This window comes from Mesorhizobium sp. M7A.F.Ca.US.010.02.1.1, from assembly GCF_004023085.1.
Taxonomy (GTDB): domain Bacteria; phylum Pseudomonadota; class Alphaproteobacteria; order Rhizobiales; family Rhizobiaceae; genus Mesorhizobium.
Window position 1 is genome coordinate 1 of sequence record NZ_RZRV01000035.1, and the last position, 19,482, is coordinate 19,482.

18 protein-coding genes, 1 tRNA gene, 1 pseudogene and 1 other annotated feature (1 of these 21 only partly in view) are annotated in these 19,482 nt (G+C 64.8%); of the genes and pseudogenes, 3 read left to right on the forward strand and 17 right to left on the reverse strand.

What is annotated here, in order from left to right:
- From EOA19_RS26385 to cysK, 5 genes are all read right to left on the reverse strand, one after another.
- On the reverse strand, positions 1-501 hold a 501-nt coding region (locus EOA19_RS26385; RefSeq protein WP_245486338.1), incomplete at its 3' end, for a CDGSH iron-sulfur domain-containing protein.
- A gap of 168 nt (positions 502-669) precedes the next feature.
- On the reverse strand, positions 670-1,041 hold the full coding sequence (locus EOA19_RS26390) for a hypothetical protein (RefSeq protein WP_023814184.1): 372 nt from the start codon (positions 1,039-1,041) through the stop codon (positions 670-672).
- Positions 1,042-1,165: 124 nt separating this feature from the next.
- The gene (locus EOA19_RS26395; RefSeq protein WP_023814183.1) at positions 1,166-1,522 is read right to left on the reverse strand and encodes a hypothetical protein; all 357 of its coding nucleotides are present in this window, start codon (positions 1,520-1,522) and stop codon (positions 1,166-1,168) included.
- 49 nt (positions 1,523-1,571) lie between these two features.
- Positions 1,572-3,059 (reverse strand): aspartate aminotransferase family protein, encoded by a 1,488-nt coding sequence (locus tag EOA19_RS26400; protein ID WP_128305269.1) that lies wholly within the window; start codon positions 3,057-3,059, stop codon positions 1,572-1,574.
- Between the two features lie 13 nt (positions 3,060-3,072).
- Positions 3,073-4,161: a cysteine synthase A gene (gene cysK / locus EOA19_RS26405; RefSeq protein WP_128305316.1), complete on the reverse strand. Its 1,089-nt coding sequence runs from the start codon at positions 4,159-4,161 to the stop codon at positions 3,073-3,075.
- 254 nt (positions 4,162-4,415) lie between these two features.
- Here cysK and EOA19_RS26410 point away from each other — a divergent pair, with 254 nt between their 5' ends.
- From EOA19_RS26410 to EOA19_RS26420, 3 genes are all read left to right on the forward strand, one after another.
- Complete coding sequence (locus tag EOA19_RS26410) at positions 4,416-6,401, forward strand: BTAD domain-containing putative transcriptional regulator (protein ID WP_128305270.1); 1,986 nt, start codon at positions 4,416-4,418, stop codon at positions 6,399-6,401.
- Positions 6,402-6,528: 127 nt separating this feature from the next.
- Positions 6,529-6,711, forward strand: a complete 183-nt coding sequence (locus EOA19_RS26415; RefSeq protein WP_013528612.1) for a hypothetical protein — start codon at positions 6,529-6,531, stop codon at positions 6,709-6,711.
- A 90-nt stretch (positions 6,712-6,801) separates the two neighbouring features.
- Entirely contained in the window at positions 6,802-7,176 is a 375-nt protein-coding gene (locus EOA19_RS26420; protein WP_128305271.1) for a YkvA family protein, read from the forward strand.
- 84 nt (positions 7,177-7,260) lie between these two features.
- On the opposite strand, the gene EOA19_RS26425 is transcribed toward EOA19_RS26420, so the two are convergent.
- The 12 genes and pseudogenes from EOA19_RS26425 to EOA19_RS26480 all read right to left on the reverse strand — a co-directional run.
- On the reverse strand, positions 7,261-7,569 hold the full coding sequence (locus EOA19_RS26425; RefSeq protein WP_164893051.1) for a UBP-type zinc finger domain-containing protein: 309 nt from the start codon (positions 7,567-7,569) through the stop codon (positions 7,261-7,263).
- Positions 7,559-9,250 (reverse strand): FAD-dependent oxidoreductase, encoded by a 1,692-nt coding sequence (locus tag EOA19_RS26430; protein WP_128305273.1) that lies wholly within the window; start codon positions 9,248-9,250, stop codon positions 7,559-7,561. Before EOA19_RS26430 ends, EOA19_RS26425 begins: the two co-directional genes overlap by 11 nt.
- A gap of 155 nt (positions 9,251-9,405) precedes the next feature.
- A complete protein-coding gene (locus EOA19_RS26435; RefSeq protein WP_128305274.1) occupies positions 9,406-10,890 on the reverse strand; it encodes a SulP family inorganic anion transporter in 1,485 nt (494 codons plus the stop codon).
- A gap of 72 nt (positions 10,891-10,962) precedes the next feature.
- Positions 10,963-11,018: a sequence feature (sul1 is cis-regulatory element that is thought to sense ions involved in sulfur or methionine metabolism; They are found in Alphaproteobacteria), on the reverse strand.
- Between the two features lie 183 nt (positions 11,019-11,201).
- A tRNA-Leu gene (locus EOA19_RS26440) sits at positions 11,202-11,286 on the reverse strand.
- 73 nt (positions 11,287-11,359) lie between these two features.
- Positions 11,360-11,980 carry a 2,3-bisphosphoglycerate-dependent phosphoglycerate mutase gene (locus EOA19_RS26445; protein WP_128305275.1) on the reverse strand — a complete coding sequence of 207 codons (621 nt, stop codon included), beginning with the start codon at positions 11,978-11,980 and terminating at the stop codon, positions 11,360-11,362.
- Between the two features lie 41 nt (positions 11,981-12,021).
- Complete coding sequence (gene dapB, locus EOA19_RS26450) at positions 12,022-12,843, reverse strand: 4-hydroxy-tetrahydrodipicolinate reductase (protein WP_128305276.1); 822 nt, start codon at positions 12,841-12,843, stop codon at positions 12,022-12,024.
- Complete coding sequence (locus tag EOA19_RS26455; RefSeq protein ID WP_128305277.1) at positions 12,840-14,699, reverse strand: ABC transporter ATP-binding protein; 1,860 nt, start codon at positions 14,697-14,699, stop codon at positions 12,840-12,842. Before EOA19_RS26455 ends, dapB begins: the two co-directional genes overlap by 4 nt.
- 138 nt (positions 14,700-14,837) lie before the next feature.
- Positions 14,838-15,863 (reverse strand): glucokinase, encoded by a 1,026-nt coding sequence (locus tag EOA19_RS26460; RefSeq protein WP_128305278.1) that lies wholly within the window; start codon positions 15,861-15,863, stop codon positions 14,838-14,840.
- A gap of 186 nt (positions 15,864-16,049) precedes the next feature.
- Entirely contained in the window at positions 16,050-17,138 is a 1,089-nt protein-coding gene (mepA, locus tag EOA19_RS26465) for a penicillin-insensitive murein endopeptidase (protein ID WP_128305279.1), read from the reverse strand.
- 65 nt (positions 17,139-17,203) lie between these two features.
- Positions 17,204-18,103, reverse strand: coding sequence for an SDR family oxidoreductase (locus EOA19_RS26470; protein ID WP_128305280.1), 900 nt, complete (start codon positions 18,101-18,103; stop codon positions 17,204-17,206).
- Positions 18,100-19,254 (reverse strand): tRNA epoxyqueuosine(34) reductase QueG, encoded by a 1,155-nt coding sequence (gene queG / locus EOA19_RS26475; protein ID WP_128305281.1) that lies wholly within the window; start codon positions 19,252-19,254, stop codon positions 18,100-18,102. Before queG ends, EOA19_RS26470 begins: the two co-directional genes overlap by 4 nt.
- Positions 19,235-19,482 (reverse strand): annotated as a pseudogene (locus EOA19_RS26480) (glutathione S-transferase family protein) (it continues 464 nt past the right edge of the window). The gene queG and the pseudogene EOA19_RS26480 overlap by 20 nt, the downstream one beginning before the upstream one ends.

Here is a 19,482-nt window from a genome sequence, read left to right on the forward strand (position 1 = left end):
GAGGAAGGACCGTTGCGTACGGTCGACCGTATGGCCGGTTCCGGTGACGATCTCGAGATTGCCCTCCAGCTTGAGCGGGCCATTGGTGGTCGGCGTCACTTTCAGCGGACCATTCCTCGCTTCGAGCGCCGGCGTGTCCTTCAGCGGCGGCTCGCCGGTGGCGGCAAAACCGGACTTGTTGTGGCTGCCGTCGCAAAACGGCTTGTTTTCCGAAGCGCCGCAGCGGCAAAGCGTGGCACGATAAGAAGTCTCGCCGTCGAGCACGATCTCGGCGTGTACCGCCAGCGGGCCGTTTTCGCGCAGCCGCACGGTGTTGACCACCGGCGGCTGCTCCTGCGGCCCGCCATCCTTCCTGATGTAGGTGATGGCGCCCGAGGGGCAGCTTTCGGCGATGGCAACGATCTTCTCGACGCTGGCCGCCTCGGGATGGATCCATTGGCCGGCGCGTTGGGCACGAAGACATTCGGATCGCCGAGCACGCAGTTGCGCGAATGGATGCAACGCTTGCCGGAAAACCCGACGTCGATCTTGTCGCTTTCGACCATGCCGGCCATAGCTGAGCTCCTTTTGCCTGAAGCGCGTCGCGTCTGAACAGTTCGAGGCGGCGCGCGCTGGGTATTTGCACAGGCCATGGCTTCCGGCCCGAAGACCGTCAAGCTGGCAAACCGGTCAGGGGACCAGCTCGATCTCCTCGGTCTCGCCGCCGTTGCAGGTGTAGCAGCAATCTTCGCATTTTTCCGTGTTGCCTGGACCGACGCCCCAATAGGTGCCCTCATCGCCATCGACCCAGGCGCCGTAGCAGATCGATTCGCCCGCGTTGCAGGATATCGGCAGCTGCTTGGTCTCGCCGTCGTCGAGGACGTAGTCCTTGTCCTCGCCCGGCCAGACATAGTCGCGATCCTGGCTGTAGAGCTCGACGCGCATGGCGTTGGGGTGGCTGTTCTTGATGGCGAAGGTGACATCGTCGGCTTGCGCCGCCGACGCAACCAGCATGACGAAGGACAGCGCGGCCAGCATGCGGCGCGCATAGGCATGAAACATGATAACCCCCGAACAAGCGGCCCACCCGGCCGCGGGGCGACCATTGCATGCAGCGCTGAATCGCGGAAGTGGACCGGACGGGCCGATCCCCGACTTAATTTGGGTCCAACGAAACTTCCGCGCTCTACGGCACCAGATCGATCGTCTCGGTGGAATGTTCCACGCAGATGAAGCAGCAGGTGTCGCAGGGCTGGTCATTGTCCGGCCCGACGCCGGCGGAGATGCTGTCATTGCCGTCGGCCCAGGCTCCGTAGCAGATATGTTCGCCCTGATTGCAGGACAGCGGCACGGATTTCTGCGACTCGGGTTCGATCAGGAACACCTTGTCATTGCCCGGCCAGACTGTCTCACGGTCGCGGCTGAACAGCTCGACCGCGACAGATTCCTTGCGCAGGTTCTTGACGAAAAAGGCCATGTCGGCGGCCTGCGCCGGGGCGGTGAAGACCAGCGCTGCCAGTGCAACCATACGAAACAGCGTCACGGCCTGGATCTCCCGAATCATCGCGGCAGAATCGCATGCCTGCCCGTAACTAGGAAGGCGCGGAACCCTGCGTTGCGATGTCATGCCCCAGCCGCACCGTTTCATGCACCAGAAGGTCGAGATCCTCGCGCCGTGTGCGATGGTTGGTGATCGCCACGCGCAACCAGTGCTCGCCATGCACCGTGGTGTCCGAAAGGGCCGCAATGCCCTGTTCCTGCAGCCGCAGCATGATCTCCATGTTGAGCGCCTTCAGAGCCTCGCCTGTCAGACCGGGCTGATAGCGGAAGCAGACGATGTTGACGGTCGGCGATGCCGCCAGCTGCAACCGCGGCGCGGCCTCGATCAGGCCGGCAAGATAGACGGCCTGAGCAATGTTCTGGTCGATCAGGCGGCCGAATTTCTCGACACCGTGCTCCTTCAGTGCCATCCACACCTTCAGCGCGCGAAAACCGCGCGACGTCTGCAGGCCGTAGTCGTGCAACCATTCGCCGGAAGCGAGGCCGCGCGGCGTCGATTCCAGATATTCCGGCGTCACAGCGAAGGCCCCGCGATGCGCGGCGGCATCCCTGACCAGGGCGCAGCCGACTTCGAACGGCGCGTGCAGCCATTTGTGGGGATCGAGCGCGACCGAATCCGCCCGTTCGATGCCGGCGACGCGATGGGCATTTTCAGGCGCAATCGCGATCAGCGCGCCGATGCAGCCGTCGACATGGAACCAGAGGTCTTCCTCATGTGCCAGCTTCGCAAGCGCCTGCAAATCGTCGATCGCCCCGGTGTTGACCGTGCCGGCCGTACCGATGACGCAGGCCGGTTTGAACCCTGCCCTGCGGTCCTCGGTGATCGCCGCACGCAAGGCAGCGATATCGATGCGCAGCCCGGCATCGGTCGGTATGCGGCGCAGTGCCCGGTTGCCGAGGCCGAGTGCCTCCATCGCCTTGCGGTGGCACGAATGTATCTGCTCCGAGCCGTAGAAGCGCAGCGGCTTCTCGATGGCGGCAACGCCATGCTCGCGCACGTCGATGCCGGCCTTGACGTTGCGCGCCACGGTCAGCCCTATGATGTTGGCCATCGAGCCGCCGCTGACCAGCGTGCCGCCGGCAGAAGCGGGAAAGCCCAGGATCTCCTTGCACCAGTTCACCACCTGGCTGTCCATCAGCCCGGCGGCGTGGTTGCCGCCGCCGAGGTTCGAGCCCTGGATAGCCGCCAGGAAATCGCCGAGCGCGCCGGTGAAGTTGCTCGACCCCATATACCAGGACCAGAAGCGCGGATGGATATTGCCCATCGGATAGGACATCACCGTGCGGGACACCTCGGCATAGACAGCATCCAGCGGCGCCGGGGAGCGCGGCAGCGGCGCCGAGAAGGCCTCTCTCACATCGGCCGGCATCTCCCGCCAGACCGGGCGGTCGCGCACATCGCGGAGATAATCGACCGCATCGTCAATGACCCGGTGCGACAGGGCCTGCACATCGGCCCAGTCCAGGGGATCGAGCGTTTCCTCGGCCACCAGGCCGAGGTTTTCTTGCACGGCGTCCATACCAGATCTCCCGTCAAGCCGCCGGAAACTGGCAGCCGGGCGTCGAGCGCGACAGGGCGGTCTCGTCGGCATCCATCTCGGCCTCGATGCCGTCGAACAGCGGCGTCGACATGTAGCGCTCGCCGGTGTCCGGCAGCATGCACAGGATCACCGCGCCCGCCGGCGCCTTCTCCGCGACCTGCCGTGCCACGGCGAAGGTGGCGCCGCCGGAAATGCCGGTGAAGATGCCCTCTTTCCGCGCCAATTCCCTGGCCCATTTGATGCCCTCGGGCCCGGCGATCGGCATCACCTCGTCATAGAGGGTGGTGTCGATGGCTTCCTGCAGCACGTTGGGGATGAAATCCGGCGTCCAGCCCTGGATAGGGTGCGGCTCGAAGGCTGGATGGCTGGCGGCCGGGGCACCATCGGTGCCGCGCTGCTGCACCTTGCCGCTGCCGATGAGCTGCGCGTTGGCCGGCTCGGAGAGCACGATGCGGGTTTCCGGACGCTCGCGGCGCAGCACGCGCGCCACGCCGACCACCGTGCCGCCGGTGCCATAGCCGGTGACGAAGCAATCGAGCCGCGAGCCGGCGAAATCATTGACGATCTCGCGCGCCGTCGTTGCCTCGTGGATGGCGGCGTTGGCCGCTGTTTCAAACTGGCGGGCAAGGAACCAGCCATTGGCCTCGGCCAGTTCCACCGCCTTCTTGTACATGCCGAAACCTTTTTCGGCGCGCGGCGTCAGCACCACCCTGGCGCCCAGCATGCGCATCAGCTTGCGGCGCTCGACCGAAAAACTGTCGGCCATGGTGACGACCAGCGGGTAGCCCTTTTGCGCGCAAACCATGGCGAGGCCGATGCCGGTGTTGCCGCTGGTCGCCTCGACCACCGTCTGGCCCGGCTTCAGCGCACCGCTGCGCTCGCCCTCCTCGATGATGTTGAGCGCCAGCCGGTCCTTCACCGAGGCGCCGGGATTGAAATACTCGGCCTTGACGTAGATCGTCGCGTGGGACGGTCCGAGATTGTTGATGCGAACCACCGGCGTGTCGCCGACGGTGTCGAGAATGCTGTCGAACAGGCGGCCGCGCCCGGCCGTGGTTCTGATCTTCTGCTGCTGCAACATCTTGGTCTCCTTGATTGTCATCGCGTTTTGTCTTCACGGGCCGGTTACAAACCGGCAGGTTGGGCGGCGAAGTTTGGTGACCTTGCCGCGCTAGGACTGACATGCCGCACAGCGGCAATGGCTGTATCCGGCGCTGAAATCCGCTGCCGGATGCGCCGTGTCGTGTTTGGTGATACAGGAGAGGCCGACAGGCCAGCGTGGGAGCAGGCGTGGAAACGCACGTGGAATCCACTCGATCGAGGCTGGACGTCGAGATGCCGGTCCTTTCCGTGCGCCTGCTCGGGCCTTTGATGATCTTCCACGACGGCGCTCCGGTTACCCTGCCCGCGTCACGCAAGCTGCGCGCGCTGCTCGCCTATCTGGCGCTGGCACCGCATCCGGTCGGCCGCAGTCGCCTGTGCGAGTTGTTGTGGGATGTGCCGAACGACCCAAGGGGCGAACTGCGCTGGTGCCTGAGCAAGCTGCGGAGCACGCTCGACGCGGTGGGCCGACACCGGGTCGCGACACAGGGCGACACGGTCGCACTCGATCTGAGCGATTGCCTGGTCGATGCGCTGGAGGTGAGCCAGGCCGCCACGCAAGGGCTCGGCACCCTTGATGTCGAGCGCTTGCGGGCGCTGGCCAGACTGTTTGCCGGCGATTTCCTCGATGGGCTGGAGCTCGAGCGCAGCCCGCATTTCAACAGCTGGCTGACCGCGCAGCGCCGCCGCTTCCACTCGTGCCACGTCGCCGTGCTGGAGCAACTCGTCGGCAGCCTGGCGGCAGACAGCGACGAGGCGATCGCCCATCTCGACACATGGGTGGAACTGGCGCCGTTCGACCGGCGTGCACATGCGGCACTTTTGGCAGGTCTGGCCGGACGCGGCGAGATCGGCGCGGCTGAAGAGCATCTGGCGGCGGCAGAACAGTTGTTCAAATCGGAAGAACTGGATTTCGCACCGCTTCGCGCGGCCTGGCGGGCGATCCGTGACCGACAGTCGGGCATCTCGCTTCGGACGGCCTGCCTGTCCACACTATCGCCATTGGTGGCCACGCCGACCGCACCCGGCCCGGTCGAGCCCAGCCATGCTTCGCTGGCGGTGATGCCGTTTGTCGAGGAGGTCGGCGGCGGACGCGGCGGATTGGCCGACGGTTTCACCCACGACATCATCACCCGCCTGGCCAAGCTCAGGGACTTCTTCGTCATCGCGCGCGGATCGGTGTTTGCGCTGGCAGAGCAGAACATCGCGCCCGAGGATGCCGGCCGCCGGCTGAATGTCGACTATGTCGCCACCGGCACCGTGCGCAGCCCGTCCGGCCGCCTCATCGTCAGCGTCGAACTGATCGAGGTGCGCAGCGCCAGGATCGTCTGGGCCGAGACCTTCGAGCGCAGGCCCGATGACATCTTTTCCGTGCTCGACGACATCGGCAACAGCATCGTCTCCTCGATCTCGGCCGAGATCGAAACAGTCGAGCGCAACCGCGCCATGCTGAAGGCGCCCAGCTCGCTCAACGCCTGGGAGGCCTACCATCGCGGACTCTGGCACATGTACCGCTTCACCCAGGCCGAAAACGAGCAGGCGCGGCATTTCTTTGCCCAGGCCTTGCAGCTCGACCCGACCTTTGCCCGCGCCTATGCCGGCCTGTCCTTCACCCACTGGCAGAACGCCTTCCAGCGCTGGGGCGACCGCGACCGCGAAAGCGCGCTGGCCTTCGAGAGCGCCGGACACAGCCTGCTGGTCGACGACCACAATCCGGCCGCGCATTGGGCAATGGGCCGGGCGCTGTGGCTGCGCGGCGAGCAGGACGGTTCGCTACTCGAACTGGAACGGGCTGTCGATCTCAGCCCCAACTTCGCGCTCGGCCACTACGCGCTGTCCTTCGTGCATTCGCAGTCGGGCGACCCGCGAGCGGCGATAGGCTCTTCCGATCATTCGCGCCATCTCAGCCCGTTCGACCCGCTGCTGTTCGGCATGCTGGGCGCACGCGCCATGGCGCATGTCCGGCTCGGCCAGTTCGAGGAAGCGGCCGAATGGGCGCTGAAGGCGGCGGCGCGGCCCAACGCCCACGCCATCATACTGGCGATCGCCGCGCACTGCCTGGCGCTGGCCGGACGGCTCGACGAGGCGCGCGGCTTCGCCGCCGCCATTCGCAAGACAAGGCCGGACTATTGCGCCGACGATTTCATCGGCACCTTCCGCTTCGAGCCGGATGCCGTGGCGCTGTTCCGGCAGGGCGCCAGGCTTATCGGGCTGAACTGAAGCCTGGCATCGCCATCTGGGGCATCGCTTGGGAATTTCGCCTCAATTCCGCTGGGTTAACAAAGTCGGAAGGAGTTGTTTAACCGTTCGCGGCTATGTCACCGCGTGGGGGACCGACAAAGTGAGTATGATGAGCAACAGCCCCGACAAGCGCAATGAATGGCGCGCCATCTTTTACGTGCAAGCTCGCGTCGCCATCCTGTTTGTCCCGGTGGTTGCCAGCCTGCTGATCATAGCGGCGCTTGCCGGAAACGAACGCAAGTCCGTTCCCAGCATGATCGACCCGACCGTCACCGGCTCCGTGCGGTAGACCAGCGGTCATCGGTTCTTCGAGACGCTCCCGGAGGCGGGCGCCGGGCGTGCGCTATCGGCGGTTTTCATTTGGCGTTAAAATCATCCGATGGCACTGAATGAGTGGGCCCGAACGATCAAGCGCGATGTGCATGCGCTCTACCTCGCCGCTCGCGATCCCCGAACGCCTTGGTATGCCAAGGCGCTTGCCGTGTGTGTTGCAGGCTATGCCTTGTCGCCAATCGACCTGATCCCCGATTTCATTCCGGTGATCGGCTATCTCGACGACGTCATCCTTGTCCCTTTGGGCGTCCTTGCCGTGGTCAGGATGATACCGCCCGAGGTGATGGCGGAACACAGGGAGGCCGCTGCCCTTGCCGCTGACAGGCCCGTGAGCCGTAGCGCGGCGGTGATCATTGTTTGTATCTGGGCGGCCTCGATCGTGCTGGCCGGCTGGCTGGGATATCTATATTTCGCCGACTGACTGCCAAGCCGTTCAGCAGGGAGGCTGCCGCCAAGAAAGCCCGGATGGATCGCGCCTCGGGATTCCTTCGCCATCTGGCGTCGCTCAAACAAAGCGCGGGATCGGACCGTTCTGCGGGGTCACATCGTCGCCAAGCTCGATAAAAACCTCGTCGACATAGCACCATGCCCAGCCTTCGGGCGGATCGTAGCCCTCGATGATCGGATGCTGGGTGGCGTGGAAATGCTTGGTGGCGTGGCGGTTGGGCGAGTCGTCGCAGCAGCCGACATGGCCGCAGGTGCGGCAGAGCCGCAGATGCACCCATTGCGACCCGCTCTTCAGGCATTCCTCGCAGCCGAGGGCGCTCGGCGTCACCTTCCTGATGTCGCGCGTATGTCTGCATTCATCCATCATGCTCTCCTGCCATTCGAGGTGTGTCGGCGTTGCCGCGAGCGAGATATGCATGCAATGCCGCGACCACCTGGGCGCCTTCGCCGACAGCCGCCGCGACCCGTTTGACCGAGCCGGCGCGGACGTCGCCTATGGCGAACACGCCGCTGCGGCTGGTCTCCATCTGCGTCGATCCTATGTCCGATCCGGTGCGCACGAAACCCCTGGCGTCCAGCGCCACATCGCAGTTCGCCAGCCAGTCGGTGTTCGGGTCAGCGCCGATGAACAGGAAAAGATGGCGGATCGAGCGCGTCGTTTTCGCGCCGCTGGCGCGGTTGCGCCAGCGCACTGTGGCAAGATTGCCCTCTTCGCCCTCCAGAGCCTCGATTTCGGTCCCGGTCAGCACCTCGATGTTCGGCTGCGCCCGGATGCGCTCGACCAGATAGCGCGACATGCTGGCATCGAGGCTGCCGCCGCGCGCCAGCAGTGCCACCTTCCGCGCATGGCTGGCCAGATAGACGGCCGCCTGTCCGGCCGAATTGCCGGCGCCGACCAGCGCCACTTCCTGGTCCGCGCAAAGCCGACCTTCGATGGGCGACGCCCAGTAATGCACGGACGTCCCCTCGAACCGCGCCAGATTGGCGATGTCGAGGCGGCGATAGCGCGCGCCGCTGGCGATCACCACGCTGCGCGTGCGCACGGTCTCGCCGTCGCCGACATCGAGCAGATAGCGGGCGCCTGACACGTCGGCGGCGGCGCTCAAAAGCTTCGCCTCGTCCGGGATCACCATTTCGACGCCGAATTTCTGCGCCTGGTTGTAGGCGCGCGCCATCAGCGCCATGCCCGAAATGCCCGTGGGGAAACCGAGATAATTCTCGATGCGCGAGGAGGCGCCGGCCTGTCCGCCGAAGGCACGGCAATCGAGCACGATCGTCGACAGGCCTTCGGATGCCGCATAGACCGCCGCCGCCAGCCCTGCCGGGCCGGCGCCGACGATGGCCACGTCATACACCGTATCGGCATCGATCGGCCGCAGCAGGCCGATGCAGCGGGCGAGGTCCTTTTCACCGGGGTTCATCAGCAGCCTGCCGTTTGGACAGAGCACGATCGGCAGGTGGTGCGGATCGACCTCGAAGCGTTCTACCAGGGTTTTGGCGCAGGGATCGCTGTCTGAATCGAGCACGCGGTGCGGTTGGCCGCTGCGGGCGAGGAAACCCTGCAGCCGCAACACGTCGGCATTGTCCTGGGGTCCGATGATGATCGGCCCGCTGGTGGCGCTCTCCAAAAGCCCGACGCGGCGCAAGATCAGCGCCCGCATGATGCGCTCGCCGAGATTGGCCTCCTGCACCATCAGGTCGCGCAGCCGCTGCGAGGCGATGACGAACGCCTCCACCGGTTCGGCGGCCTGCGCATTGACCAGCGAGGGACGGGCCGAAAGCTGCGCCAGTTCGCCGACAAAGCTGCCTGGACCGTGGGTGACGATCGTCTCGTGCCGGCCGAGCCCCCCGTCCTGGGTGATATCCACGCTGCCCGACAGCACGACGATCAGACCGGGCGCTACATCGCCCGCCGTGACGATGTTCTCGCCGGCCGCATAGGCGCTGGCCTCGCCGAACCGGCGCATGCGGTCGATGTCCACCTCGGCCAGCGTGGGGAACGCCTGGTCGCGGCGGGCACCGAAGATCTGGGTGGTGGATTGAGCCATGGTTGAGCGTAGCGAAGCGGGCGCGGAGTTTGAAGCGGTTTGTTGGAGCCCTGACCAGGAGGGGAGGTCTGGCTGGTAGACACCACGCCGTCGTCATCTCGGGCGAGGATCCAAACCGAGACACCAGCCGAAGAACCTCAGTCGGAAGGCCTTCGTCAGTGGCTGAAGACTCGTTCCAAAGCACCCGGCTCATTGTGCATGGCAAGTTTGTCCATGATGGTGACGCTGGCCTCGTTGAGACCTACCACCTCCACCTCGACGCCCTCGCGGCGGAACTTGAGAACGGCGGTGTCGACTGCGCCGACGCCAGTGAGGTCCCAGATGTGAGCGTGAGTGACGTCGATGACGGCGCGCTGGAGGCGCTCCTTGAAATCGAACGCGTTCAGAAAGTCCTCCGCTGAAGCGAAGAATAACTGGCCCTCGATAAGGTAATGGCGCTCCGCGCCGTCGCCACTGAGGGTCGAGGTGACGCGGAAAATCTGCGACACCTTCCAAGCGAAGAAGATGCCCGAGAGCAGCACGCCCACCCCGACACCAAGCGCGAGATTGTGGGTCCCGACCACGGTGATCACTGTCGCCAGCATGACGATGCTTGAACGACGGGGGTGCTTCCTGAGATCGTTCAGAGAAGACCAGCTGAACGTGCCGATCGATACCATGATCATGATGGCGACCAGGGCCGGCATGGGAATGACGCGCAGCCAGTCGCCGAGCGACATGAGCATGAACAACAGGAACGCCCCGGCCACAAATGTGGAAAGCCGCGTGCGTCCACCAGATTTGACGTTGATAACCGACTGGCCGATCATGGCGCAACCGGCCATGCCGCCCAGGAACCCGGTTACGAAGTTGGCGATACCCTGGCCAACACATTCACGGTTCTTGTCGCTTTTTGTGTCGGTCATCTGGTCGACAATGGACGCCGTCAGCAGGCTTTCGAGCAGGCCAACCGCGGCCACGCCTAGTGAATAAGGCAAAATGATCCACAGCGTTTCCAGCGTGAAAGGCACGTCTGGCAGCAGGAAGGTCGGCAAGCTCGACGGCAGTTCGCCGAGGTCGCCCACCGTCCGCACGTCGATGTGAAGCAGCAGCGATAGGGTGGTGAGCACGATGATGCACACCAGAGGCGAGGGCACCGCCTTCGTGATGCGGGGAAACAGATAGATGATGGCAAGGCCGAGACTGATCATCGCATAGGTTTGCCACGGCATGCCGACCAGCTCCGGCAGTTGGGCCATGAAGATCAGAATCGCAAGCGCGTTGACAAATCCGGTCATCACCGAGCGCGACACGAACCGCATCACATAACCCAGCCTAGCGAAGCCGGCCGCGACCTGGACCACGCCGGCCAGAATGGTTGCCGCGAGCAGGTATTGCAGACCATGGTCGCGCACCAGTGTGACCATGAGCACGGCTGTCGCCGCGGTGGCTGCTGAAATCATCGCCGGCCGGCCGCCGGTGATGGAGATAATCATGGCGATGGAGAAAGAAGCGTAGAGCCCAATCTTGGGGTCAACGCCGGCAATGACAGAAAAACCGATGGCTTCTGGTATCAGCGCCAGGGCGACAACAATGCCCGCGAGCACGTCGCCGCGCAGGTTGCCGCGCCACTCGTCGCGGTAGGTTTTGAATGTGAGCATGGAATTCCGGTCAATCATTTCCAGACCGCGACGGACCGCAGCCCATCATAGTCAGCGCAGATCTGGTTTTGTTGTTGTCCGGCGGATCGGCGGCCGGAAGAGCCACCCGGAATTGCACCGGGTCCATCTTGGATATCTGCACATAGCCAAAAATATGGTGCAGTGCAACAAGTCTTTGCTGCACGGCGTAGGCGCTGGCCTCGCTGAAACGGCCGTTTTAGAGTGACCTTGAGCCGCACAAAGAAAAAGCCCGGACGAACCGGGCTTTTTCTTTAAGTTTCTGAACCGTCGAAGGGTTCGAAACCGGAATTTGGTGCCCAGAAGAGGACTCGAACCTCCACTCCTTGCGGAACACGGACCTGAACCGTGCGCGTCTACCAATTCCGCCATCTGGGCTGGTGCGGGCTCATGTAAGCGGGCAAGCGATGTGTGTCAACGCGCTTTTTTCGCGGTTGCTCCGTTCGCCGGCTCAGTCGTCCAGCACTTCCTTGGACGCGACGGTGGAATCGGCGTTGAGCTGGTAGATGACCGGCACGCCGGTGCCGAGTTCCAGCTTGACGATCTCCTCGCCCGACTTGCCGTCGAGCGCCATGATCAGCGCGCGCAGCGAGTTGCCGTGCGCGGCGACCAGCACGGTGCCGCCGCGCAGCACATGCGGCTGCAGATCGTGCAGGTAATAGGGCCAGACCCGGGCGCCGGTGTCCTTTAGGCTTTCGCCGGCGGGCGGCGGCACGTCGTAGGAGCGGCGCCAGACATGCACCTGCTCCTCGCCCCATTTCTTGCGGGCATCGTCCTTGTTGAGGCCGGAGAGATCGCCATAGTCGCGCTCGTTCAGCGCCTGGTCGCGGATGGTCTTCAGGTCGCTTTGACCGACGGCGTCGAGGATGTGCTGACAGGTCTTTTGCGCCCGGATCAGCGCCGAGGTGAAGGCGATGTCGAATTTCAGGCCGCGCGCCTTGAGCCTCTCACCGGCGGCCTTGGCCTCGGCATGGCCCTGCTCGGTCAGGTCGACGTCGCGCCAGCCGGTGAACAGGTTCTTCAAATTCCATTCGCTCTGGCCGTGGCGCACGAGCACGAGGGTTCTCGACATGTTTGCTCCCTTCAGGTTGGGCAAGTTGGCAGATTGGCCGCTCAGCTGAGGCCGAGCACGTCCCGCATCGAATACAGTCCGGGCTTCTTGCCGCGCGCCCAAAGCGCTGCCTTGACGGCGCCGCGGGCGAAGATGGCGCGGTCCTCGGCATGGTGGGCCAGCGTGATGCGCTCGCCGGTGCCGGCCAGCAGCACGCTGTGATCGCCGACCACCGAGCCGCCGCGCAGCGTGGCGAAGCCGATCGAGCCCGTCTTGCGCACCCCGGTGTGGCCGTCGCGGACGCGCACATCATTGCCGGCAAGCGCAATGCCGCGCCCGGCAGCAGCGGCCTCGCCGAGCAGCAGTGCCGTGCCCGACGGCGCATCGACCTTGTGCTTGTGGTGCATTTCGAGGATCTCGACGTCGAAATCGTCGGCGTCGAGCGCGCGCGCGGCCTGTTCGACCAGCACCGCCAGAAGATTGACACCGAGGCTCATATTGCCCGACTTGACGATCATCGCGTGGCGCGCCGCCGCCGCTATTTTCGCGTTATCGTCGGCTGAACAGCCCGTCGTGCCGATGACATGGACGATGCGCGCCTGCGCCGCGTAGCCGGCAAATTCCACTGTCGAAGCAGGGGTGGTGAAATCGAGCACGCCATCGGCTTTGGCGAAGACCGGCAGCGGATCGCCGCTGATCGCCACATCGATGCGGCCAATGCCGGCGAGTTCGCCTGCATCCTTGCCCAGATGCGGCGAATCCGCCCGCTCGACCGCGCCGATAACTCGAGCGCCTGATATAGAGTGGATGGCACGGATCAGCGTCTGGCCCATGCGGCCGGCAGCGCCCACCACCACAAGGCCCATATCGCTTGCTTCGCTCATGTGCTCCTCACAGCAGTCTTCTTCGCACGCGTGGCCCGGACCGGAGTTTGGATCGGCTTGCTGTCATCGACAAGCCCCAGCCCCTTCTTGCCCTGGATGCGGTGGAAGCGGGAATAGATGCTGTCCGGGTCGGCCATCAGCGTCGCATGGGTGCCTTCCTCGACCAACCGGCCCTCTTCCAGCACGATGATGTGGTCGGCATTGACCACCGTCGATAGCCTATGCGCTATGACGATGGTCGTGCGGCCTTGCATGACTTGGGTCAGCGCTTCCTGGACGCGCGCCTCCGCCTCGTTGTCGAGCGCCGATGTCGCCTCGTCGAGCAGCAGGATCGGTGCCTGGCGCACGATCGCGCGGGCGATCGAGACGCGCTGGCGCTGGCCGCCGGAAAGGGTCGAGCCGCCTTCCCCGACCGGCGTGTCGTAACCTTGCGGCTGCTGGCGGATGAACTCGTCGGCTGCCGCCTGTTTCGCCGCCTGCTCGATCTCGGCGTCCGTGGCCGACAGACGGCCGTAGCGGATGTTGTCGCGGATCGTGCCCTCGAACAGATATGGCGCCTGCGCCACATAGGCGATCGACTGCCGCAGCGAATGCTTGGTTACCTTCGAGATGTCCTGGCCATCGACCTCGATGCTGCCCCGGTCGACGTCGTAGAAGCGCTGCAAGAGCGCCACCAGCGTCGATTTGCCGGCGCCCGACGCACCGACGATCGCCGTCACCTTGCCGGCCGCGGCGGTAAAGCTCAGGTCCCTAAGCACCGGCATGTCGGCGCTGTAGCCGAACGTCACATTGTCGAAACGCACCTCGCCGGTGGTGATCCTCGCCTCGACGGCATCGGGTGCGTCGCCCTGTTTTGGCTCCAGGTCGAGCAACTCGTAGATCATGCGCGCGTTGACCAGGGCACGTTCCATGCCCACCTGTGTGCGCGCCAGGCGTCTTGCCGGATCGTAAGCCATGATCAGTGCGGTGATGAAGGAGAAAACCGCGCCCGGCGGCTGCCCAAGATACAGCGCCCGGTAGCCGGAATAGGCAAGCACGGAGGTGATGGCGAGACCGCCCAGAATCTCGGAAATCGGCGACAGCCGCTCCGAGACGCGGGCGATCTTGTTGTTACGCTGCTCGGCCGTGTCCGCCATGATGCCGATGCGGCGCGCCAGCTCGGCCTCCAAGGTGAAGGCCTTGACGATGGCGATGCCTTGCGTGGCTTCCTGCACGGACCCGTTCAGCCGCGAATTGATCAGGACGGATTCCCGGTTGATACGCCGCAGTCGGCGGGTGATATAGACGACGGCCCAGATCAGTGGAGGGCCGATCAGCAGCGAGCTGAGCGACAACACCGGATCCTGATAGATCATCACGCCGACGAGAGCGATCAGCGTGACCGCGTCGCGGCTGATGGAGGTCAGTGTCAGCGACAGCAGATCGCGAACGCCGCCGACATTCTCGCTGACCTGTGCCGCCAGCCGACCGGAACGCGTATCGTTGAAGAAGTTGACGCCGAGCTTCATCAGATGGTCGAAGCTGCGCTTCTGGTAGCGCGCGACCAGATTGTTGCCGATACTGGCCAACGCGACTGCTTGGCCGTAACCGGCGAAGCCGCGCAGCAGGGAGGCTCCCATGAAACCGGCGCAGATCAACCAGAGCATATCGCCGCGTCGTTCGTAGAAGATCTGGTTGATCATCGGGGCCATGATCCACGCCGTGAAGGCAGTGGTGCCGGAAACGATCAGCAGGCAAGAGACGGCGACGACATAGGTCCAGCGATACTCGTTGCCGTTTTCAGCGAGGATGCGGCGGAGCACCGCTGTGACCTCGCCGGGCCGGGCTTTTTGTTTGTTTGGAGCTTGAAGTGTCAAATCGGGAGCGCTTTGTGGTTTTCCGCCTCGTGGGACCGGGGCTGCAAATTCGGCACCCCTCTTAACGCCCTGCGGCCTGATTGCCTATGCCCGCACCTGATTAACTTCGTCGCGGGGGCGCGAGCGCTTCGCTGGCTTTCAGGCCTGCCAGCGCCGGCCCTCGGTCTGGACACCGAACAGCGAGGGGGTCCTGGCATAGGCGGCAAGGCCCAGAAGTGCAGCCAGCGGGTGGATGATGACGTAGACCGGCATGGTGCGCATCATCGCGCTGTGCGGCGCCTTGTCCTCGAAAGCGGCCCGGAAATTGCCGGCTTTCAGCGCCGGCACGATCTTCTGCGCGATGCCACCGGTGAGGAACACGCCGCCGCGGCTCATGAATACCAGAGCAAGGTCGCCTGCGGTGCGCCCAAGGCAGGTGACGAAGATCTCCAGCGCTTCCTCGGCAACCGGATCGGTTTTCGCAAGTGCCGCGGCAGTGATCTCGGCCGGCGTCGTGAAGGGCGACGCCTTGCCGTCCGCCTTGGCCACCGCCCGGTAGACATTGACCAGGCCGCGCCCGCACAGGATCTGCTCGCCCGAAACGCGGCCTTCGAGCTTCTCGATATGCGGAAAAACCTCGAAATCGCGCGGTGTGCGCGGGCCGATGTCCATATGGCCGCCCTCGCCGGGGACCGGTATCCAGTGGTGCAGCGCATGGACCAGCCCGGCGACGCCGAGCCCGGTTCCCGGACCGAGCACGACGCGCCCGGCATTGGGCTCCGGCGTGCCGCCGCCGATCTTTTCCATGTGCTCCTCGCCGAGCGCGACGACGGCCAGCGCCTGCGCCTCGAAATCGTTGAGCACGACGATGTCGCTCAGGCCGAGGCTGGCGAACATTTTCCTCGGCTTGACGATCCAGGGGCAGTTGGTCAGCTCGATCTCGTCGCCGTCGACCGGGCCAGCCACCGCCAGCACCGCCGAATTGGGACGCACCGACGAGCGGTCGAGCACGGCCGCCTGGATCGCCTCGTCGATGGTGTTGTAGTTTGCCGTCTGGACGATGGTCGGCTCGCCAGCCTCGGAATTGGCGTCGAGCACGATCGAAAAGCGCGCATTGGTGCCGCCGATGTCGCCGATCAGGATCGGAAACCGCAGCAAAGTGTCGTCGTCGCCTGTGCGTGGCATGCTCTCGTCCGTCTCCGGCGCCCCCGACGGCATCTGGCCGTTCTTCCGTTGACTAGCGCATGGGTTTGAAAAGGGAAACGGTTTTCGACCCCGGCGGCGCGCTGAGGCCGGCTCTGCGGCCAAACCGCCACGGTTTCGCAAAAATGCGGCGCTGAACCGATTGAGTCTGCCTATAAGCCGTGATCGTCAGTTTCCAGGCGGCCGCGGTCTCGGCAGCGGCACGCCGATCTCGGGCGTCGCCGTGAAAGCGTTCATCGTGCTTGGCAAGCCGGCGGCGGCCGGGGTGGCGGGCAACGAGGGCGCTTCGGGTTCGGGCGCGGCAGCCGCGACCGGCACGCCGCCGCCATGGTAGGTCGCCGCCTCGGCCGACGACGGCCCCGGCGCGTCGAGCACGGCGCGGCATTCGCTCGGCAGGTTCTCCATCGTCATCAGGTCGCGGGCCTTGGGCGCATCCGGGTTCTTGTTGGGGCGCCAGGGCTCCTGCGTGAACCACCAGGCCAGCGGCTTGCCGCAACCGTCATCGTCCGGCGTCGCTTCCTGCGCCTTGCAACCGGGGGAGCCGGGCTGACAGCCGATGCGCATGTGGAAATGATAGTCGTGGCCCCAGAACGGCCTGACCTTGCGCAGCCAGAAGCGGTCGCCCTTGACTGTGTCGCAGAGCTTTTTCTTAATGCCCGGATTGACCAGGATGCGCTCGACCTGGCTGTAGCTCGCCGCCCGCTTCAGAAGCCTTGTGTGCGCCGGCGTCCACAGCGCGTCCTTCACCAGATGGGTCTTCTCATCGACCATCAAGGTGGCGCTCATCGATTCGCGCTGCGCCATCGACAGCGGGCGGCTGGGCATCGGCGTCAGCCAGATGTCGGCGTCGAGCCCGATTTGGTGCGAGGCATGTCCTGTCAGCATCGGGCCGCCGCGCGGCTGCGAAATGTCGCCGATCAGCAGGCCTGACCAACCATCGGCCGCTGCGTCGCGCGACAATTTCTCGACTACCGCGATCATCGCCGGATGGCCCCAGCGGCGGTTGCGCGACGGCCGCATCACCTGCCAGGTCGGACCGTCCAAGGGAATGGCGACGCCGCCGGCAAAACAGCCCTTGGAATAGAATCCGATCGACTGCGCCGCGGTGGCGGCCGGCAGTTTCTTGGCGCCGAACAGGTCTTTTGCCCGCTCCTCGGCGCTCGCCGGCTGAACGGCTAACCCAAGCACGGCAAGCAGGCCGACCGCAGCGGCCAACAGGGGCGTTTTGCCGAAAGATGGCCTCATCGCTGTCTTCATGAACCCGGTTCTCCACCGCAATCCCAAGGCCGAATCATAGCACGCCGCGCCCGCGGCTTCGATCGTCAGCGCTTCATCGGGCTGCGCGCTTCGCCGTCACGCCAATCGCCGCTTGCCCACATATGATCGAAGGCGGCGCGGTAGTCGCGAAAGCGCAGGGAATAGCCCGCCGCCTTGATCGCCGCGTTGGCGACACGCTTGTTCTCGCCATAGAAGGACCGCGCCATGGGCGAAAGTTGGGCGGCGTCGAAGGGAATCTCGGGCGGCGGCTCTATGCCCATCAGCGAAGCGGCATAGGCGACGACATCCTGTGGCGGCGCCGGCAGATCGTCGGTGACGTTGAAGATGCCGCCTGTGTTTCCTTCGATGAGCTGCCACAGGGAGCCTGCAATGTCCTCGCAATGGATGCGGTTGAACACCTGGTCTGGCTTGACCAGCCGCCTTGCGGTGCCGTTTTCCAGATTGACCAGCGCGTTGCGGCCGGGGCCGTAGATGCCGGACAGGCGCAGGATCGCCCCCGGTCGGCCGATCTCGCGGCCCAGCTCCAGCCAGTCCTGTTCGGCGGCAACTCGCATCACCGAGCGCTTCGACACCGGCCGGCATTCAGCCGTTTCATCAACCCAGGCGCCGTCATAATTGCCATAAACCCCGACCGTAGAGAGATAGCCGATCCATTCCAGCAAAGGCATTTGAGCGATTGCCGCGCGCGCGGCATTCAAAACGGGATCGCCGGCCTCTTCCGGGGCAATCGAAATCAGCAGATGCGTTGTTTTTCCCAATGCATCACCGATTTCGCCGGTCATCGCGCCGTCGAACAGGAGCGGCGCGATACCGGCCTGCCGCAGCGTCTCGAATTTTTCCGGCGAGCGTGTCGTGCCGAAGATCGTCGCGGCGCCTTTGTTAGCCCGAGCAAAAGCCCTGCCGGAATAGCCGGCGCCGAAGATGAAGATCTGCTTTTCGCTCATGCATTCGCCCTGGTTGGCCGCGCCAGACGCCATTCGTCGCGCACGGCTTCGTCGCTCTCGGTTTTCAGGCCGATGGCTGCCCTTTCTGAATATTCGGCGTCGAGCACCAGCCGCGCCAGCGCCCATATTGCCGCGCCCCGCACCAGCGGCGAAGCATCGTCCAGCAAGACGCGCACAGTGTCGGCAAGAGAGGCATCGCCGGAATTGCCGGCGGCGATCAGCACGTTGCGAATGAACCAGTCGCGGCCGATGCGTTTTATCGGCGAACCGGAGAAGAAAGCGCGGAAGGCCACGTCATCGAGACCCAAAAGGTCGGCGAGCGGCGGCTCGCGCAAATCATCGCGCGCGACGAGTTTTGCTTCGGAAGCCGCCCTGGCGAATTTGTTCCACGGGCAGGCGGCAAGACAATCGTCGCAGCCATAGATGCGGTTGCCGATCTTTTCACGGAACTCATGCGGGATCGGCCCCTTGTTCTCGATGGTGAGATAGGAAATGCAGCGCCGCGCATCGAGCCGGTAGGGCGCCGGAAAAGCATCGGTCGGGCACGCGTCGAGGCAGGCGCGGCAGGAGCCGCAATGATCGATCTCGGCGCGGTCGGGCACGAGTTCGGCGGTGGTGAAGATGGTGCCGAGGAACAGCCAGGAGCCGTGCTCGCGGCTGACCAGATTGGTGTGCTTGCCTTGCCAGCCGAGCCCGGCGGCCTCGGCCAGTGGCTTTTCCATCACCGGCGCAGTGTCGACGAACACCTTCACATCACCGCCGGCGCGCGCCACGAGCTTGCCTGCGATCTCCTTCAGCCGCCCCTTCATCACATCGTGATAGTCGCGGTTCTGCGCATAGACCGAGATGGCGCCACGGTCGCGCTTGGCCAGCACGCCGCGCGGATCATGGTCGGGGCCGTAGTTCATCGCCAGCACGACGATCGACCGCACCTGCGGCCACAGTGCCGCCGGTTCGGCCCGGCGTTGCAGCGTCTCGGCGATCCAGTCCATCGAGCCGTGAAAGCCATCGGCGACGAATTCGGCCAGGCGCGCCGGCGCCAGCGGGATCGCATCGGGGGAGGTGACGGCGACGGCATCGAAGCCGGCGCGCTGCGCCTCCGCGTCGATCAGCGCGCGCAGTTTTGCGGCGTCAGAAGTCGAGGTCCGCATAGTGCGACACCGGTGACAGGCCACGCACCCGGTCGGTCAAAAGCGGCCGGAAAGAGGGCCGCGACTTGACCCGTGTGTACCATTCGCGTGCAGCGCTGTGCTCGCGCCAGTCGATCTCGCCGAGATAATCGAGCACCGACAGCGTCGCCGCGGCCGCGAGATCGGCATAGGTGACCCTCGAACCGGCCAGCCAATGGCGGGTGCCGGCCAGCCAGTTGGTGTATTTCA

What these genes read in the sequence shown, in the direction of transcription:
- EOA19_RS26410 (WP_128305270.1), top strand. Translation starts at nt 4,416, where the DNA reads ATGCCGGTCCTTTCCGTGCGCCTGCTCGGGCCTTTGATGATCTTCCAC.
- EOA19_RS26445 (WP_128305275.1), bottom strand. Translation starts at nt 11,980, where the DNA reads ATGTCGAGAACCCTCGTGCTCGTGCGCCACGGCCAGAGCGAATGGAAT.
- cysK (WP_128305316.1), bottom strand. Translation starts at nt 4,161, where the DNA reads ATGTTGCAGCAGCAGAAGATCAGAACCACGGCCGGGCGCGGCCGCCTG.
- EOA19_RS26435 (WP_128305274.1), bottom strand. Translation starts at nt 10,890, where the DNA reads ATGCTCACATTCAAAACCTACCGCGACGAGTGGCGCGGCAACCTGCGC.
- EOA19_RS26425 (WP_164893051.1), bottom strand. Translation starts at nt 7,569, where the DNA reads ATGATGGATGAATGCAGACATACGCGCGACATCAGGAAGGTGACGCCG.
- EOA19_RS26430 (WP_128305273.1), bottom strand. Translation starts at nt 9,250, where the DNA reads ATGGCTCAATCCACCACCCAGATCTTCGGTGCCCGCCGCGACCAGGCG.
- mepA (WP_128305279.1), bottom strand. Translation starts at nt 17,138, where the DNA reads ATGAAGACAGCGATGAGGCCATCTTTCGGCAAAACGCCCCTGTTGGCC.
- EOA19_RS26390 (WP_023814184.1), bottom strand. Translation starts at nt 1,041, where the DNA reads ATGTTTCATGCCTATGCGCGCCGCATGCTGGCCGCGCTGTCCTTCGTC.
- EOA19_RS26400 (WP_128305269.1), bottom strand. Translation starts at nt 3,059, where the DNA reads ATGGACGCCGTGCAAGAAAACCTCGGCCTGGTGGCCGAGGAAACGCTC.
- EOA19_RS26415 (WP_013528612.1), top strand. Translation starts at nt 6,529, where the DNA reads ATGATGAGCAACAGCCCCGACAAGCGCAATGAATGGCGCGCCATCTTT.
- queG (WP_128305281.1), bottom strand. Translation starts at nt 19,254, where the DNA reads ATGCGGACCTCGACTTCTGACGCCGCAAAACTGCGCGCGCTGATCGAC.
- dapB (WP_128305276.1), bottom strand. Translation starts at nt 12,843, where the DNA reads ATGAGCGAAGCAAGCGATATGGGCCTTGTGGTGGTGGGCGCTGCCGGC.
- EOA19_RS26420 (WP_128305271.1), top strand. Translation starts at nt 6,802, where the DNA reads ATGGCACTGAATGAGTGGGCCCGAACGATCAAGCGCGATGTGCATGCG.
- EOA19_RS26470 (WP_128305280.1), bottom strand. Translation starts at nt 18,103, where the DNA reads ATGAGCGAAAAGCAGATCTTCATCTTCGGCGCCGGCTATTCCGGCAGG.
- EOA19_RS26460 (WP_128305278.1), bottom strand. Translation starts at nt 15,863, where the DNA reads ATGCCACGCACAGGCGACGACGACACTTTGCTGCGGTTTCCGATCCTG.